Annotated in this window: 15 protein-coding genes and 1 riboswitch; of the genes, 7 read left to right on the top strand and 8 right to left on the bottom strand. The window is 74.1% G+C overall.

All coding sequences use genetic code 11. The features are described 5' to 3' along the window. Nucleotides 1–102: 102 nt before the first annotated feature. Nucleotides 103–726, top strand: coding sequence for a sulfite oxidase-like oxidoreductase (locus tag H299_RS0124460; RefSeq protein ID WP_027750551.1), 624 nt, complete (start codon nt 103–105; stop codon nt 724–726). A gap of 54 nt (nt 727–780) precedes the next feature. Here the strand turns inward: H299_RS0124460 and H299_RS0124455 are convergent, their stop codons facing one another. From H299_RS0124455 to thiO, 6 genes are all read right to left on the bottom strand, one after another. Continuing rightward, the gene (locus H299_RS0124455; RefSeq protein ID WP_027750550.1) at nt 781–1,653 is read right to left on the bottom strand and encodes a deoxyribonuclease IV; all 873 of its coding nucleotides are present in this window, start codon (nt 1,651–1,653) and stop codon (nt 781–783) included. A gap of 4 nt (nt 1,654–1,657) precedes the next feature. Further along, entirely contained in the window at nt 1,658–2,374 is a 717-nt protein-coding gene (locus H299_RS0124450; protein ID WP_486587408.1) for a transglycosylase SLT domain-containing protein, read from the bottom strand. A 391-nt stretch (nt 2,375–2,765) separates the two neighbouring features. Continuing rightward, a complete protein-coding gene (gene pknB, locus H299_RS0124445) occupies nt 2,766–4,790 on the bottom strand; it encodes a Stk1 family PASTA domain-containing Ser/Thr kinase (RefSeq protein ID WP_027750548.1) in 2,025 nt (674 codons plus the stop codon). A gap of 132 nt (nt 4,791–4,922) precedes the next feature. After that, nucleotides 4,923–5,666 (bottom strand): thiazole synthase, encoded by a 744-nt coding sequence (locus H299_RS0124440; RefSeq protein WP_051262895.1) that lies wholly within the window; start codon nt 5,664–5,666, stop codon nt 4,923–4,925. Between the two features lie 128 nt (nt 5,667–5,794). After that, entirely contained in the window at nt 5,795–6,019 is a 225-nt protein-coding gene (gene thiS, locus H299_RS0124435; RefSeq protein ID WP_027750546.1) for a sulfur carrier protein ThiS, read from the bottom strand. Next, nucleotides 6,016–7,185 carry a glycine oxidase ThiO gene (gene thiO / locus H299_RS0124430; protein WP_027750545.1) on the bottom strand — a complete coding sequence of 390 codons (1,170 nt, stop codon included), beginning with the start codon at nt 7,183–7,185 and terminating at the stop codon, nt 6,016–6,018. Before thiO ends, thiS begins: the two co-directional genes overlap by 4 nt. Next, nucleotides 7,181–7,293: riboswitch (TPP riboswitch) on the bottom strand. Its footprint overlaps the gene before it by 5 nt. Before the next feature lie 77 nt (nt 7,294–7,370). On the opposite strand from thiO, the gene H299_RS36055 reads away from it, so the two are divergent. The 6 genes from H299_RS36055 to H299_RS36050 all read left to right on the top strand — a co-directional run bounded on the left by H299_RS36055 (nt 7,371) and on the right by H299_RS36050 (nt 12,302). Then, complete coding sequence (locus H299_RS36055; protein ID WP_051262805.1) at nt 7,371–7,667, top strand: avidin-fold protein; 297 nt, start codon at nt 7,371–7,373, stop codon at nt 7,665–7,667. Nucleotides 7,668–7,796: 129 nt separating this feature from the next. Beyond that, nucleotides 7,797–9,002 carry an oxidoreductase gene (locus tag H299_RS0124420; protein WP_051262804.1) on the top strand — a complete coding sequence of 402 codons (1,206 nt, stop codon included), beginning with the start codon at nt 7,797–7,799 and terminating at the stop codon, nt 9,000–9,002. A gap of 33 nt (nt 9,003–9,035) precedes the next feature. Then, nucleotides 9,036–9,401: an Rv2175c family DNA-binding protein gene (locus H299_RS0124415; RefSeq protein WP_027750543.1), complete on the top strand. Its 366-nt coding sequence runs from the start codon at nt 9,036–9,038 to the stop codon at nt 9,399–9,401. Between the two features lie 139 nt (nt 9,402–9,540). Next, entirely contained in the window at nt 9,541–10,233 is a 693-nt protein-coding gene (gene thiE, locus H299_RS0124410) for a thiamine phosphate synthase (RefSeq protein WP_027750542.1), read from the top strand. Nucleotides 10,234–10,321: 88 nt separating this feature from the next. After that, a complete protein-coding gene (metF, locus tag H299_RS0124405; protein WP_027750541.1) occupies nt 10,322–11,245 on the top strand; it encodes a methylenetetrahydrofolate reductase [NAD(P)H] in 924 nt (307 codons plus the stop codon). A gap of 31 nt (nt 11,246–11,276) precedes the next feature. Beyond that, nucleotides 11,277–12,302: a hypothetical protein gene (locus tag H299_RS36050; protein ID WP_051262803.1), complete on the top strand. Its 1,026-nt coding sequence runs from the start codon at nt 11,277–11,279 to the stop codon at nt 12,300–12,302. A gap of 18 nt (nt 12,303–12,320) precedes the next feature. On the opposite strand, the gene H299_RS0124395 is transcribed toward H299_RS36050, so the two are convergent. After that, entirely contained in the window at nt 12,321–13,757 is a 1,437-nt protein-coding gene (locus H299_RS0124395; protein ID WP_037760485.1) for a phytoene desaturase family protein, read from the bottom strand. A 46-nt stretch (nt 13,758–13,803) separates the two neighbouring features. After that, nucleotides 13,804–14,418, bottom strand: a complete 615-nt coding sequence (locus tag H299_RS0124390; protein WP_027750539.1) for a TetR/AcrR family transcriptional regulator — start codon at nt 14,416–14,418, stop codon at nt 13,804–13,806. Between the last annotated feature and the right edge of the window lie 12 nt (nt 14,419–14,430).

The raw sequence follows: 14,430 nt of genomic DNA, 5'->3' as shown, positions 1-14,430 counted from the left end.
GGTCGAGTGCGGCTTTATCCGGTACGGCCGGATTTAAGGATTGCGTAGGTTTCTGGCGGGGGGTGGTCGGGGCAGCGGAAGGCGGTCTGTCACCATGGAGGCATGGGTCAGCCGGAAAGCCGCGAATCGGAGCAGTCGCCGCTTCCGCCGGGGCAGCGATTCCAGCGCGGCTGGCCGGTTACGCACTACGGGCCGGTGCCCAAGTTCAGGCCGGAGCGCTGGGAGTTCCGCGTCTTCGGCGCCACGGCCGACGGCGACAAGCACTGCTGGACGCACGAGGAGTTCTCCGCCCTCCCCTACGACACGGTGGTCGCGGACCTGCACTGCGTGACGAAGTTCAGCATGCTGGGCGCGGAGTGGGGCGGCGTCCGCACCCGTACGCTCATGGAGCTGGCTCCGCCCGCGCCCGAGGCCACCCACGTCATGGTGTGGGCCGAGTACGGCTTCAGCTCCAACCTGCGGCTCGCGGACTTCACCGCCGACGGCACCCTCTTCGCCACCCACCGCGCGGGCGAGCTGCTGACGGCCGAACACGGCTTCCCGGTGCGGCTGGTCGTCCCGCACCTCTACGCCTGGAAGGGGCCGAAGTGGGTCCGGGGCGTGGAGTACATGTCGGCCGACCGGCGGGGCTTCTGGGAGGAGCGGGGCTACCACAACATCGGCGACCCGTGGCGGGAGCAGCGCTACTCCTACCAGGAGGCGCCGGGGGAGGGCCCCGAACTCTGACCGGGGCCGCAGCGGACCGCGTCCACCATCCGGCCAAGGCCGCCCGGCAGCCTCTCAGCACTCTGGGCGGAGGTCCTTGAGCAGGGCGATGTCCGCCGCGTGCCCCGCCTTGCCGCCCGGAGTCTCCGTCACCAGCGGCACCCCGGCGGTCGCGGGGTGGCTCAGCAGTGCGGCGAACGGCTCGGCGCCGATGTGGCCGGAGCCGATGTTCTCGTGCCGGTCCTTGTGCGCGCCCGCGACGTCCTTGGAGTCGTTCGCGTGGATCAGTCGCAGCCGTCCGCCCCCGGTCACCGCCTCCAGCGCGTCGAGGGTCTCCTTGACCCCGCCGGGCGCGGCCAGGTCGTGGCCCGCTGCGTGGGCGTGGCAGGTGTCCAGGCACACGCCCAGCTTCGGGTGGTGGTCGAGGGCGTCGAAGTAGGGCCCCAGGTCCTGGACTTGGGAGCAGATCGACGAGCCCTGGCCCGCCGTCGGCTCCAGCAGCAGCCAGGGGTCGTCGTCGTGCGTCAGTTCGGCCAGCAGCGGCAGCATCCGCTCCCGGACCTGGGCGAGCGCGGTCCCGCGCGGTCTGCCGCCCGTCGCGGAGCCGGTGTGGACCACGACGCCCAGTGCGCCGATGTCCCGCCCGCGGCGCAGCGAGTGGCGCAGCGAAGCGACGGAACTCGCGACGGTGGCCTCGGTGTGCGAACCGAAATTGATCAGATAGGGCGCGTGTACGTACGCCGGAATTCCGCGCGCCGCGCAGGCGGTTCGGAATTCCTCGTCCTGTGCCGGACGGCCGGGCGGTGTGGCCCAGCCGCGCGGATTGGCGACGAATACCTGCACCGCTTCCGCGCCGATATCCGCCGCATAGGAAATGCCGACGGCGGCCAGGCCCCCGGCTACCGGGACGTGACCGCCGATGGCGTTACGCGTGCGTGCTGTGTTCACCCGGTCAGTATGCCGAGTCCACGTTGTCCATCGAACCGTAGCGGTCGGCGGCGTAGTTGCACGCGGCGACGATGTTCGCGACCGGGTCGGTGAGGTTCCGGGGCGTGCCCTCGACGTGGTAGGCGTCGAAGGTCGGCTGGATCACCTGGAGCAGGCCCTTGGACGGGATGCCGTTGCGGGCGTTGATGTCCCAGTTGTTGACGGCGTTCGGGTCGCCGGAGGACTCGCGGATGATGTTGCGGTGGATTCCCTCGTACGAGCCGGGGATGCCCTTCTCCTTCATGATCGCCCTGGCCTCGCGTATCCAGCCGTCCAGCGTGTTCGGGTAGGCGGGCTTGACCTGGGCCGGCTTCGCCGGGGCGGGCTTGGCCTGCGGGCGCTCGGACGAGCGGCTGGCGGCGGCGTCGGCCGCGCGGGACTTGCCGGCCTCGGCCTTCGCGGCGGCCTGGACCGCGGCCCGCTGCTTCTCGGCCGCCTTCTGCTTCGCCGCGGCCTCCGCCTGCACCCGCTGCTGGACCGCGTCCACCTGCTGGGCGATGCCGTCCGCCTTGGGCTGGGAGTGCTGGGCCTGGCCGGTGAAGGCGACGGGCAGCGCGGTGGCCTTGGCGGCGGAGCTCTGGCCCGCCTCGCCGTCGTCGGCGGAACCGGGGACGACGGCCACGCTCAGCGCCGCTGCTCCGGCGAGCAGACCGACCGTCGAGTACTTGGTGGCTTTGGTCATGCGGGTGTATCCGGGAATGCGGAGCATGGTGCGAGCGAGCCCTTTCGATTGCTGACGTCGCAGCCGCCAGGGGCAGGCGATCGGAACCGCGTTCTGTTTCGCGGCACCATGCGACGAGAGCAATTCTTAAAGCCCGGAAATTGGCAGATCAAGAATGTGACGTACTACCCGCATTCGTGCTGCGGGGGAATGATCACTGTCCGAAATACCGGGGATGCGCGGTCATGTCATGGCAAACGTCCACTAATCCCGTTCGTAAGTGATGTGGGTCCTATGTGCGGCCTCACAGCGCACCCCTGGGTCGGCTACCCAGGGGTGCGGGGGAATCGGCGTGCTGTGACCGGATCTTCCGGCCGGAAGGCGGGCGGGCGGGGGAGTCAGGCGGGCCGGGTCACTGGACCCAGATGGTGACCTCGGACCCGCGCGGGGCCTCGTCGCCGCTGTTCGGGGACTGGTTGAAGACCTTGTCCCTGATGAACAGCTTGTTCACGTCCACCGAGAAGCCCGCGCCCTCCAGCGCCGCACGGGCCTCGCTCTCGCTCATGCCCTCGACGTCCGGCACCTCGACCATCTCCGGGCCCTTGGAGACCGTGAGCGTGACCGTGTCGCCCTTGGCGGCGATGGAGCCCTGGCCGGGGGACTGCCGGGCGACGGCGCCCTTGTCCTCCTCCGAGAACACCCGCTGGGCTGCGACGCGCACCTTGAGCCCCGCCTCCCGCAGCTCCTCGCGGGCCTCGGCCTCGCCGTCGCCGACGACGTCCGGGATCTCGATCTCGCGCCCCTTGGAGACGGTCAGCGCTACCGCCGTGCCGGGCCGCTTGCTGCTGCCCGCCTTGGGGTCGGTGCGGATGACGGAGCCCTGCGCCGTCTCGTCGTCGAACTCGCGCTTGACGAGACCGGGCTTCAGCCCCTCGTCCTTGAGCTGGGCGCGGGCGTCGGAGAGCGGCTTGCCGGAGAGGTCGGGGACCTTGACGACGTCGGGGCCGCGCGAGACCACGATGGTCACCGGCCCGTCGCCCCGTACGCGGCCGCCCGGCTTCGGATCGCTCTCGATCACCCGGCCGCGCTTGATCCCCACGCTGTGCTCGTGCTTCACCTTCACCTCGAACCCCTCCTCGCGGAGGGCGTCCTTGGCTTCGGCCTCGGTCATGTCGAGCACCGCGGGGGTCTGGCTGAACTGGCCCGAGTTGATGTACCAGACCCCGGTGCCCAGCAGCACGACCAGGACCGCGCCCAGCAGCGCGAGCACCGCGGGCCGGGGCCGGCGGCGGCCCGCGCCGGCCGGGCCGCGGGGCGGTGCGGGCGGCGCCGGGGGCGCAGCGGGCGGCGCGGCCAGGCGGCTGGTGCGGTGCACGCCGTCCTCGTCGTCACCGGGGACCGGCGCCAGGCTGTCCCGGTCCAGCGCGTCCGCGCCGCTCGCGGAGCCGGTGGTGTCCACGAAGCCGTCGGCCGGGGCGGCGGCCGGGGCCGCGGACGTGCCGAAGGCGCGCGGGATGACGCTGGTCAGGTGCTCGGCACCGGGCTCGCCCGCCTCGTTCGCCTGCGGCGGCACCGCGTCCAGTTGCGCGTCGGTGAGCGCGGCGCGCGCCGTACGGGTCTCGGCCAGCAGGGCGACGGCGTCCTCGGGCCGCTGCTCCGGGTCGCGGGCGGCGGCGCGGGCGGTCAGCCCGTCCAGCTCGGGGGCGAGGCCGGGGACGGCGGCGGAGGGCGCCGGGAGGTCCTCGTGCAGGTGCTTGTACAGCACCTGGGCCGGAGTGCCGCCGGAGTGCGGCTTGGTGCCCGTCAGCATCTCGTGCAGCATCACGCCGCACGCGTACAGGTCCGTACGGGGATCGGCCTGGCCGTGCTCGATCTGCTCCGGCGCGAGATAGGAGACCGTGCCCAGGAGGGAGTCGGTGGTGGCGGAGGTCTGGCCGTCCACGGTGCGCACGAGCCCGAAGTCGGCGACCTTGACCCGGCCGTCGTCGCCGATGAGGACGTTCTCGGGCTTCATGTCCCGGTGCACCAGCCCGGCGCGGTGCGCGGCGCCGAGCGCAGCGAGCATCGGCTCCAGCACGTCCAGGGCAGCCCGTGGCTGGAGGGCCCCGCGGTCGCGCAGCACGTCGCGGAGCGTGCAGCCCGCGACGTACTCCATGGCGAGGTAGACGTAGGTGCCGTCGGTGCCCTGGTCGAAGACGCCCACCACGTTGGGGTGCGCGAGCCGGGCGACGGACTTGGCCTCCCGGATGAAGCGGTCGACGAAGAGGCGGTCGGCGGCGAGCGAGGGATGCATCACCTTCAGCGCGAGTACCCGGTCCAGCCGGGTGTCCAGCGCGCGGTACACCGTGGCCATGCCGCCGACGGCGATGCGCGCGTCGACGCGGTACCGCCCGTCGAGTACCTGGCCGCAGATCGGATCGTGAAGGGTCGCATCCACGGCGGAGAGTCTACGAGGCGGCCCGCGCCCCCCACTCCACCCGGGACCAGCAGCGAGCCGCACTGAAGCCGAACGGTGACAACCTCCCGATGCGGCCATGACCTCGGGCACCACAGGGGTGACAGCGGGTGGTCAGCCGAACGCGGGGCGCTCCGGGTCCAGCGCGGCCATGCCGTCCGTGGGCGAGGACGCGTCCGCGAAGTGCCGCCGCGGGATACGGCCCGCCCGGTGGGCCAGACGGCCCGCCTCCACCGCGTGCCGCATGGCCGCCGCCATCAGCGCGGGCTCCTGCGCCCGCGTCACCGCGGAGGCCAGCATGACCGCGGCGCAGCCCAGCTCCATCGCCTGCGCCGCGTCGGAGGCGGTGCCCGCGCCCGCGTCCAGGATGACCGGGACCCGCGCGCGCTCGGTGATCAGCTGGAAGTTGTGCGGGTTGCGGATGCCCAGGCCGGAGCCGATGGGGGAGCCCAGCGGCATGATCGCCGCGCAGCCCGCGTCCTCCAGCTTGCGCGCGAGCACCGGGTCGTCGTTGGTGTACGGCAGGACGGTGAACCCGTCGTCCACCAGGGTCTCGGCGGCGTCCAGCAGCTCGACGGGGTCGGGCAGCAGGGTGCGCTCGTCCGCGATCACCTCCAGCTTCACCCAGCTGGTGCCCAGCGCCTCACGGGCGAGCCGGGCGGTCAGCACGGCCTCGCCGGCCGTGTAGCAGCCCGCCGTGTTCGGCAGCACCTGGATGCCGTGCCGTTCCAGGACGGAGAGCACCGAGCCCCGCACGGTCGGGTCCAGGCGGCGCATCGCCACGGTCGTCAGCTCGGTGCCGGAGGCCAGCAGGGAGCGTTCCATGACGTCGAGGCTGGGGGCGCCGCCGGTGCCCATGATCAGCCGGGAGGTGAAGGAGGCGCCGCCCAGGAGCAGCGGATCGGGAGCGGTGGCGGTGCCCGCGGTGGCGGTGCTGGTGCTGGTACGGGTGTCCGCGGTGGTGTCGGTGCTGCTCATGGCGGGTCTCAGCCTCCCTGTACGGCGGTCAGGACCTCGACCCGGTCGCCGTCGGCGAGCGCGGTCCGCGCCCACCGGCCGCGCGGTACGACCGTCTCGTTGACGGCCGCCGCGACCCCGGCGGGGGCGGCCGTCAGCTGGCCGACGAGCAGGTCGAGGGTGAGGCCGCCGGGCACGCGCCGGGCCTCCCCGTTGACGGTCACGGTGCGGGTGGAGTCGGTGGTGCCGTTCATCCTGGCTGCTCCTGGGAGAGGGGCGCGCCGAACCGGCGCGGCGTGAAGGGGCGGGCGTGCTCGGGGAGTTCGCCGGTGGCCAGCAGCTCACCGAGCACGTCACCGGTGACCGGGGTGAGCAGCACCCCGTTGCGGTGGTGCCCGGTGGCCATGATCAGGCCGGGAAGCGCGGTGGGCCCCAGCAGCGGGGCGTTGTCCGGGGAGGCGGGCCGCAGTCCGGCGCCGGTCTCGGCCAGCGGCAGTTCGGTGATGCCCGGGATCAGCTCGTGCGCGTCGCGCAGCAGCTCGTAGACCCCGCCGGCGGTCACCGTGACGTCCCAGCCCAGTTCCTCGCTGGTGGCGCCCACCACCAGCTCGCCGTCGGCGCGCGGCACGAGGTAGAGGTGCCCGCCGCGCACCACGGCGCGCACCGTACGGGAGAGGAAGGGCGCGTACGCGTCCGGCACCCGTAGCCGCACGACCTGCCCCTTGACCGGCCGTACGGGGGGCAGCACCTCGCCGGGCACGCCGGCCAGCCGCCCGCTGTCCGGACCGGTGGCCAGCACCGTGTGCGCCGCGCCCACCTCGGTGCCGTCCGCCAGCACGGCCCCGGTGGCGCGGTCGCCCGCGACCGCCAGCCGGGCCGCCGCCACGCGGCGGAAGGCCACGCCCGCCCGTTCGCAGGCGGCCAGCAGCGCGGCGGCCAGGCGGCGCGGATCGACCTGGTGGTCGCCGTCCACCCGGAGACCGCCGCGCACGGAAGGGGACAGCATGGGCTCCAGACGCCGGCAGTCGCGGCCGGAGAGCCACTGGGAGTCCAGCCCGCAGCGCTGCTGGAGGGCGTGCAGCTCGCGCAGGTCCGCCCGGTCGTCGGCGTCGAGGGCGACCGCGAGGGTGCCGCAGGCCCGGTAGCCGGTCGGCAGGCCGCTGGCCTCCTCCAGCTCCCGGACGAAGTCCGGGTAGCGTTCGGCGGAGGCGAGGTTGAGGGCCAGCAGGGCCTCCTCGCCGTAGTGCAGCTCGGTGACCGCGGCGAGCATGCCGGCCGCCACCCGCGCCGCGCCGCCGCCGGGCGCCGGGTCCACGACCTCGGTACGCAGGCCGCGCTGCGCCGCCCGCCAGGCGGTGACCAGTCCGATGATGCCGCCGCCCAGGACGAGCACGTCCGTTCGGGGATGCGCGCCGCGCATGGGAAAGCAGTCCTCCCTTCGCCGGTATGACCCGGATCAGGTTCGTACGGTCGGAGGCCGTCAGCCTCCCTCTCAGCCCGGTACGTCCGGGCTCCCGCGTATGTCGTACGCTCGCCACCCTACTGCGCCCCTCCGGGCGCCGGGCAAGGAGCCGGTGCACTCCGCCGTCCGTACGGTCCCGGGGCGTGCGCCGAAGCCTCCGCACCCCCGGGAGCCCGACCGTGCACCCCTCGCTCGACGGCCAGGTGTGGGCCGCGTACGAGGGCGGTGACGTCGCGCGCGGCCAGCTGGTCGGGACGCGCACGGGCGACCGGCTCGACTTCCGCTACGTCCCATTGCGCTCGGACGGGACCACCGCCTCCGGGCACTGCGTCAGCCGCGTCACGGCGCTGCCCGACGGCCGGCTGCGGCTGGAGGAGGGCTGGCAGTGGGAGTCGCAGCCGGGCAGCGGCACCAGCGCGGTGGAGCAGGTGCCGGGCTGACGGCCGGGCGGCTCCATGCCCGGCCCTGGTGGGGCCGGCCCGCGCGCGCCTGGTCGTTAGAGTGACGGGGTGACTGACAGCCCTGAGCGGAATCCGGCACCCGAACACGTCGTCATCGTCGGAGCCGGGATGGCCGGGGTGCAGACCGCCGTCCAACTGCGCGAGCAGGGCTGGGCGGGCGCCGTCACGCTGATCGGCGCCGAACCGCACCGGCCGTACGACCGGCCGCCGCTGTCCAAGGCGGTGCTGCTCGGCAAGGTCGAGGGCTCGGAGTTCGACATCGACTACGACGACCTGGCCATCGGGCTGGAGCTGGGCCGCGTGGTCACCGGGCTGCGGCCCTCGGCGCACCGGCTGGACCTCGCCGCCGGCGGCACCCTCGCCTACGACCGGCTGGTCCTGGCGACCGGCGCCGAGCCCGTCGTGCCGCCCGGCTGGGAAGCGGGCATCGCGGCGGGTCCCGGCCCCGGGGTCCACCTGCTGCGCACGCTCGACGACGCCGCCCGGCTGCGCCCCGTGCTGCTGGGGCGCGGCTCCGTCGTGGTCGTCGGCGCGGGCTGGATCGGCGCCGAGTTCGCGACGGCCGCGCGCGAGGCGGGCTGCGAGGTGACGGTCGTGGAGGCCGCCGGACTGCCGCTGGCGGGCGTACTGCCGCCGGAGGTCACCGAGCACATGCGCGACTGGTACGCCGAGGGCGGGGTCCGGCTGCGCGTCGGCATCCCGGTGACCGCCGTCGCGGCGGACGGCGTGCTGCTCGCGGACGGCGAGCGGCTCGCCGCCGACGCGGTCGTCGTCGGCGTCGGGGCGCGGCCCGCGACCGGCTGGCTGGCCGGATCGGGCGTCGCGCTGTGCCCGGACGGCTCGGTCCGGGCGGACGCGGGGCTGCGCACCTCGCAGGCGCACGTGTACGCCGTCGGCGACTGCGCCTCCTTCCCCTCCGCCCGCTACGGCAGGCGGCTGCTGGTGCACCACTGGGACAACGCGCTCCAGGGCCCCCGGGTGGTCGCCGCGAATTTGGTGGCCGAGTGCCGCGCGGGGCGGGCCGAGGAGAGCGTGGAGTACGACCCCGTGCCGTACTTCTGGTCCGAGCAGTTCGGCCGCTTCGTGCAGTACGTCGGGCAGCACTCGGAGGGGGACGAGCTGGTGCGGCGCGGCGATCCGGGCGGTGCGGCCTGGTCGGTGTGCTGGCTGCGGGACGGCGCGCTGACCGCGCTGCTGGCTGTCGGGCGCCCGCGCGACCTGGCGCAGGGGCGCAAGCTCGTAGCGCAGGGCACGCGGCTGGACCCGGTGCTCGTCTCGGACCCGGCGCTCGCACTGAAGAAGGCACTGCGGTAGTGACTGTCAGTGCGAGGTGGCAGTCTTGTGCATGTGACCGAGATTGACGCAAAGACCGATGCTCTCGTCCCCGCCTGGCTCACCCTTCCCGACGTCGCGGAGCAGCTCGACGTCCCCGTGACCCGTATCCGGCAGCTGGTCAAGGAGGGCCAGCTGATCGCGGTGCGGCGGGGGGAGAACCGCGTACTCCAGGTGCCCGCCGACTTCGTCGGCGACGGCAGAGTGGTGAAGGGCCTGGTGGGCACCATCACGCTCCTCAAGGACGACGGCTTCAGCGACGAGGAGATGCTGGAGTGGCTGTTCACACCCGATGACAGCCTGCCCGGGACTCCGGCGCAGGCGCTGCGCGAGAACCGCGGGACAGAGGTGAAGCGCCGCGCCCAGGCTCTCGCGGTCTGAGCGGGCCGCGCGGCCCGGCCGGCGCCCCTGAACGACGGACCGGACCGCACCGGTCCGCACCGCACAACGACACGACACCACACCACACCGGTGCATGGGCCGCGCCAGGCCCATGCACCCCTTCTCGGGGGAACGCGCCATGTCCCGTACCGCCCATCCGCCCCTGCCCGGCACCGCCCGCGAGCGGCTGGCGGCCTCCCGGCTGTACCTGTGCACCGACGCCCGCAGGGAGCGGGGCGACCTGCCCGAGTTCCTCGACGCGGTGCTCGGCTCGGGGGTCGACATCGTGCAGCTGCGCGACAAGGGCATGGAGGCGGCGGAGGAGCTGGACCACCTGGCCGTGTTCGCGGCGGCCTGCCGTCGGCACGGCGCGCTGCTCGCGGTCAACGACCGGGCGGACGTGGCGCACGCCGTCGGCGCCGACGTGCTGCACCTGGGCCAGGGCGACCTGCCCGTCCCGGCCGCCCGCGCCATCCTGGGCGGCGGCCCCGAGGACGTGCTCGTCGGCCGGTCGACGCACGCGGAGCACGAGGTGGCGGCGGCCCTGGCCGAGCCGGGCGTGGACTACTTCTGCACCGGCCCGTGCTGGCCGACCCCCACCAAGCCCGGCCGCGCCGCCCCCGGCCTGCCGCTCGTGCGGCACACGGCCGCGCTCTCCCCGGCCCGCCCCTGGTTCGCGATCGGCGGCATCGACGCCGGGAACCTGGACGAGGTGCTGGACGCCGGAGCCCGGCGTGTCGTCGTCGTCCGCGCACTCACCGAGGCCGCCGACCCGGCCGGGGCCGCCGCCGACCTGGCCCGTCGGCTGCGCGAGCGTCCACTCAGCCGCTGAGGGACACCAGGCGGCCGAGGAGCGGACAGAAGGGGCATAGCGTACGGCGCTGGCGAGGCGGTCTTGTGCGGGCGGCTAACCTGCACTCATGGCCCTTGGTACCTCTTCCACCAGGACAGCTCGCACTCCGGCGGTTCGTGATCTGCTCGCCTCAGGCACCCGCTCGTACTCCTTCGAGTTCTTCGCGCCGAAGACGGAGAAGGGCGAGCGGACGCTCTGGGACGCCCTGCGGCGCATCGAGGCGGTCGCGCCGACCTTCGTCTCCGTGACGTACGGCGCGGGCGGTTCCTCCCGGGAGGGCACGGTCACCTCCACCGAGCGGATCGCCACCGAGACCACGCTCACCCCCGTCGCGCACCTGACGGCGGTCAACCACTCGCGTGCGGAGCTGCGCAACGTCATCGGCCAGTACGCGGGCGCGGGCATCCGCAACGTCCTGGCGGTGCGCGGCGACCCGCCCGGCGACCCGATGGGCGAGTGGGTGCGCCACCCGGAGGGCCTGGGGTACGCGGCGGAGCTGGTGGAGCTGATCAAGGAGTCCGGGGACTTCTGCGTCGGCGTGGCCGCCTTCCCCGAGATGCACCCGCGCTCGACGGACTGGGACACCGACGTGCGCCACTTCGTGGACAAGTGCCGCGCAGGGGCGGACTACGCGATCACGCAGATGTTCTTCAACGCCGAGGACTATCTGCGGCTGCGCGACAGCGTCTCCGCGGCGGGCTGCGAGACGCCCATCATCCCGGAGATCATGCCGGTCACCAACTGGCGGCAGATCGAGCGTTTCGCCAAACTGAGCAACGCCACCTTCCCGCCGGGCCTCGCCGAACGCATCCTCGCGGTCAAAGACGACCCGGCCGCTGTACGCTCAATCGGGATCGAGTACGCCACGGAGCTGTGCGCGAGGCTGATGGCCGAGGACATCCCCGGACTCCACTTCATTACGCTCAACCACTCCACGGCGACACTGGAGATCTACGAGAATCTGGGACTGCACGGGCAGTCCCCGAGCTGACAGAGCTGCACGGGCGGGAAGAGGGGCGTACATGGGCTGGGCGGTCCTCTATATCGCGTTCGGAGTGGTCGCGCTGTGGCTGCTGGGCGAGGTCCTGCTGCAGTACAAGGCGCGGCTGCGCTGGCGGCTGCTGGCCTTCGGCGGCTTCTCCACAGTGGTCGTCGGAGTGGCGGTGCTCTCCTCGATCGCCGTGATCGCCCTGGGCGCGATGGCCTTCGCGGTCGGCCAGACCTTCGTCACCCTCTCCTACCGCCGCGGCTTCTCCACCGGCTGGGCGCTCGGCGGTAAGCCCGGCTCCAGCCGCCGCAGGCGGGCGGGCGGCCCGGACGGGCAGGAGGCGGCGGACGTGGAGCCGGTGCTCCAGGTCTCCGGCCTGGAGACGTACGAGCCGCAGCCGCTGCCCGATGACACCGGCGGGTACGGCGTGTACGACCGCGGCGGTCAGCAGGAGCCGCAGCAGTCCGCCCAGATCCCCGGCCAGGCCCCCGACCAGGAGCCGCCGCTCCCGGGCCAGGCGCCCGGGTACGGCGGCTGGGACGAGCAGCACCGGTACGCCGCGGCGGAGACCGAGACCTACCCCGCCTACGACGGCGGGCAGTACGACGGCGCCGGCTACGACTCCGCCCAGTACGCCACCGCCGCCTTCGACGCGGTCAGCGGCGCGGGGACACCGCCACCGCCGCCCTCGTACGCGCCCGAGCAGCCCGGGTACGCCCCGGGCCAGTACGCCGCCCCGCAGCAGTCCTACGGCGGCGACGCGTACCAGCCGGACCCGTACCAGCCCGATCCCTACGCCGACGCCCCCTACCCGCAGCCGCCGTACGCGGGAAGCCCGCTCGGCGCACAGAGCCCGCAGAGCGCCTACCCGGAGACGCCGCCCGGCGGCGTGTGGATGCCGCAGCAGCGCGACGCGGGCACGCCGCCGCCGCCCGAGCAGCCGTACCCGTACCAGGAGGGCGCGCAGGGGCAGAGCCCGGACGGCGTGCCCTACGGCGCCGGTTACGACGCCTACGACCCCTCGGGCAACGGCTACTACGACGAGCCGCGAGGCTACTGAGCGGGCGGCGCCGGGCCGTCAGCTCGAACCGCGCCAGTCCGCGCCGCCCACGATCAGTCCGGCCACCAGCGCCCCCGACATCCCGGCGTGCGCGAGCCCGCCGCCGGGGTGTGCCCAGCCGCCCACCCGGTACAGGCCCTCGACCGGCGTCCGGTTGGGCGCTTGCAGGTACGTGCCCCCCGCACCCGCCAGCGCGGGCGGGGGCACCAGCCCGCCGGGGGCCGCGGTCTCGGCCTCGTTGTCCGCAGGGGTGCGCGGCACCCGCCACAGCACCCGCGCGCCGAGACCCAGACCGGCGGCGTCGACGGTGGCCAGCAGCTCGTCCGCCAGCCGTTCCGGGTCGCCCGCCCCGGCGGCGCCGGGCAGTACGGCCGACAGCACCGCCGTCTCGTGCGCGCCGTCGGGGCGCAGCGCCGGGTCGTCCGGGCGCAGCACCGTGACCGTGCGGTCCGTGCCGTGCACGACGGTGCGGTGCGCGGTGTCCTGGGGGCGCGCGCCGCGCAGCGCGAGCAGCACGGTGAAGCGCGCGCCGGCCCCGGTGTCCCCGGCGGCGGCAGCGGCCTCCTGCCCGGCGCCCGCACCGGGCACCACCGGGCCGCCACCCCAGACGACCGTGTCGGCCTCCACCGTCCCCCCGTCCCCGGCCAGTTCCACCCCGGCCGCCCGGCCGTCCCGCACCAGCACGCGCGCGGCCGGAGAGGTGAAGCGGAACTCCACCCGGCGCGCCAGGCACCGCTCGTACACCGCCGTCGCCAGCTCCCGCATGCCGCCTTGGACGTACCAGGTGCCGAAGGTCTGCTCCAGGTAGGGCAGTACCGCCGCGCTCGCCGGTGCCCGCCCGGGCAGCAGGCCGTACGCGAGCGCGCCGCTCTCCAGCAGGGCCGTCAGCCGCGCGTCGCGCAGTTCGGCGGCGCCGGCCTCGGCGAGCAGCGGGGCGCGGCGGCGCAGGAGTCCGCGTCTGCGCGGCGCCGGGTAGGGGTCGCGCTCCAGGGCCTCCCGGGCGGGCCCGAAGTCGAGCGGCTCCTCCAGCAGCGGGCGGCGGGTCGCCTCCCAGACCGTGCGGGCACGGGCCAGCAGTTCGTTCCAGCGGGCGCCCGCGCCCGCGCCGAGCGCCGCGTCCAGCGCCGCCGTGACTCCGGCGCGGGAGGCGTTCGGGAGGGTGACGGTGGTGCCGTCCGCGAAGTGGTGGCGCGCGGCCGGGTCGACCTGGGTCAGCCCGACGCACTCCTCCAGCGGCTCGCGGCCGGTCTTGACGAACAGGTCCCGGTAGACGGCGGGCAGCCGCAGCAGTCCGGGGCCGGTGTCGAAGGCGAAGCCGTCGCGCTCCCAGCGCCGTACGGCGCCGCCGTAGGTGCCGGTGCGCTCGAGGACGGTCACCTGGTTCCCGGCGACCGCCAGCCGTGCCGCCGCCGCCATGGCGCCCAGGCCGGCGCCGATCACCGCAATCCGTGCCATGACCAGGGACTCTAACCGCCGCGCGCCGGCCCGCCGCCCGGAGGGCCTACGCGACCGGGCCGCCCACCCGTCCCTGCACCAGCATGCTCAGCGCGCCGTGCACCTCGTCCAGCGAACGCTCCGGCTGGAAGGACTGCCAGTCCAGCGCGGACACCAGGACCATCCCCACCAGCGCGGCGGCGGTCAGCTGCACGTCGACCTCCTCGCTCAGCTCCTCCTTGGCCACCGCGTCGCGCAGCACGGTCTCGACCACGGCGATCACCTGCTGCCGCAGCACCGTCAGGGTGGGCCGCCAGGCGCGGTTGGTGCGCCACAGCTCGGCCACGTAGAGCTGGGTGAAGGCCGGGTAGCGGTCGATGAAGTGGAGCCCGGCGCGGATCATCGAGTCCAGCGCCTCCACCCGGCTGCCGCCTCTCTCGAGCGTGGCGTCGGCGGCCCGCTGGAGGTCGGTGGTGAGCAGCGAGACGCCGTGGCGCAGGAGTTCCTCGAAGAGTTCGGTCTTGCTTTTGAAGTTGTAGTAGACCGTGCCCTTGGCGACGCCCGCACGGTCGGCGATCTCGTCCACGGTGGTGGAGGAGAAGCCCTGCTCGGCGATGAGCGTGACCGCCGCCTCGTAGAGCTTCTGCCGGGTTGCCCTGCGACGCGTGCTGCTCGTGTCCATGGCGCAGATTCT

This window comes from Streptomyces sp. CNH287 (assembly GCF_000424825.1).
Note: the sequence above shows the minus strand (reverse complement) of the source record. Positions and strands in the feature narration are given on the sequence as shown.

What these genes read in the sequence shown, in the direction of transcription:
- thiS (WP_027750546.1), bottom strand. Translation starts at nt 6,019, where the DNA reads ATGAACGGCACCACCGACTCCACCCGCACCGTGACCGTCAACGGGGAG.
- H299_RS0124440 (WP_051262895.1), bottom strand. Translation starts at nt 5,666, where the DNA reads ATGGGCACCGGCGGCGCCCCCAGCCTCGACGTCATGGAACGCTCCCTG.
- metF (WP_027750541.1), top strand. Translation starts at nt 10,322, where the DNA reads ATGGCCCTTGGTACCTCTTCCACCAGGACAGCTCGCACTCCGGCGGTT.
- H299_RS0124395 (WP_037760485.1), bottom strand. Translation starts at nt 13,757, where the DNA reads ATGGCACGGATTGCGGTGATCGGCGCCGGCCTGGGCGCCATGGCGGCG.
- H299_RS0124420 (WP_051262804.1), top strand. Translation starts at nt 7,797, where the DNA reads ATGGCCGGGGTGCAGACCGCCGTCCAACTGCGCGAGCAGGGCTGGGCG.
- H299_RS0124460 (WP_027750551.1), top strand. Translation starts at nt 103, where the DNA reads ATGGGTCAGCCGGAAAGCCGCGAATCGGAGCAGTCGCCGCTTCCGCCG.
- H299_RS0124450 (WP_486587408.1), bottom strand. Translation starts at nt 2,374, where the DNA reads ATGACCAAAGCCACCAAGTACTCGACGGTCGGTCTGCTCGCCGGAGCA.
- thiE (WP_027750542.1), top strand. Translation starts at nt 9,541, where the DNA reads ATGTCCCGTACCGCCCATCCGCCCCTGCCCGGCACCGCCCGCGAGCGG.
- H299_RS0124390 (WP_027750539.1), bottom strand. Translation starts at nt 14,418, where the DNA reads ATGGACACGAGCAGCACGCGTCGCAGGGCAACCCGGCAGAAGCTCTAC.
- H299_RS36050 (WP_051262803.1), top strand. Translation starts at nt 11,277, where the DNA reads ATGGGCTGGGCGGTCCTCTATATCGCGTTCGGAGTGGTCGCGCTGTGG.
- thiO (WP_027750545.1), bottom strand. Translation starts at nt 7,185, where the DNA reads ATGCGCGGCGCGCATCCCCGAACGGACGTGCTCGTCCTGGGCGGCGGC.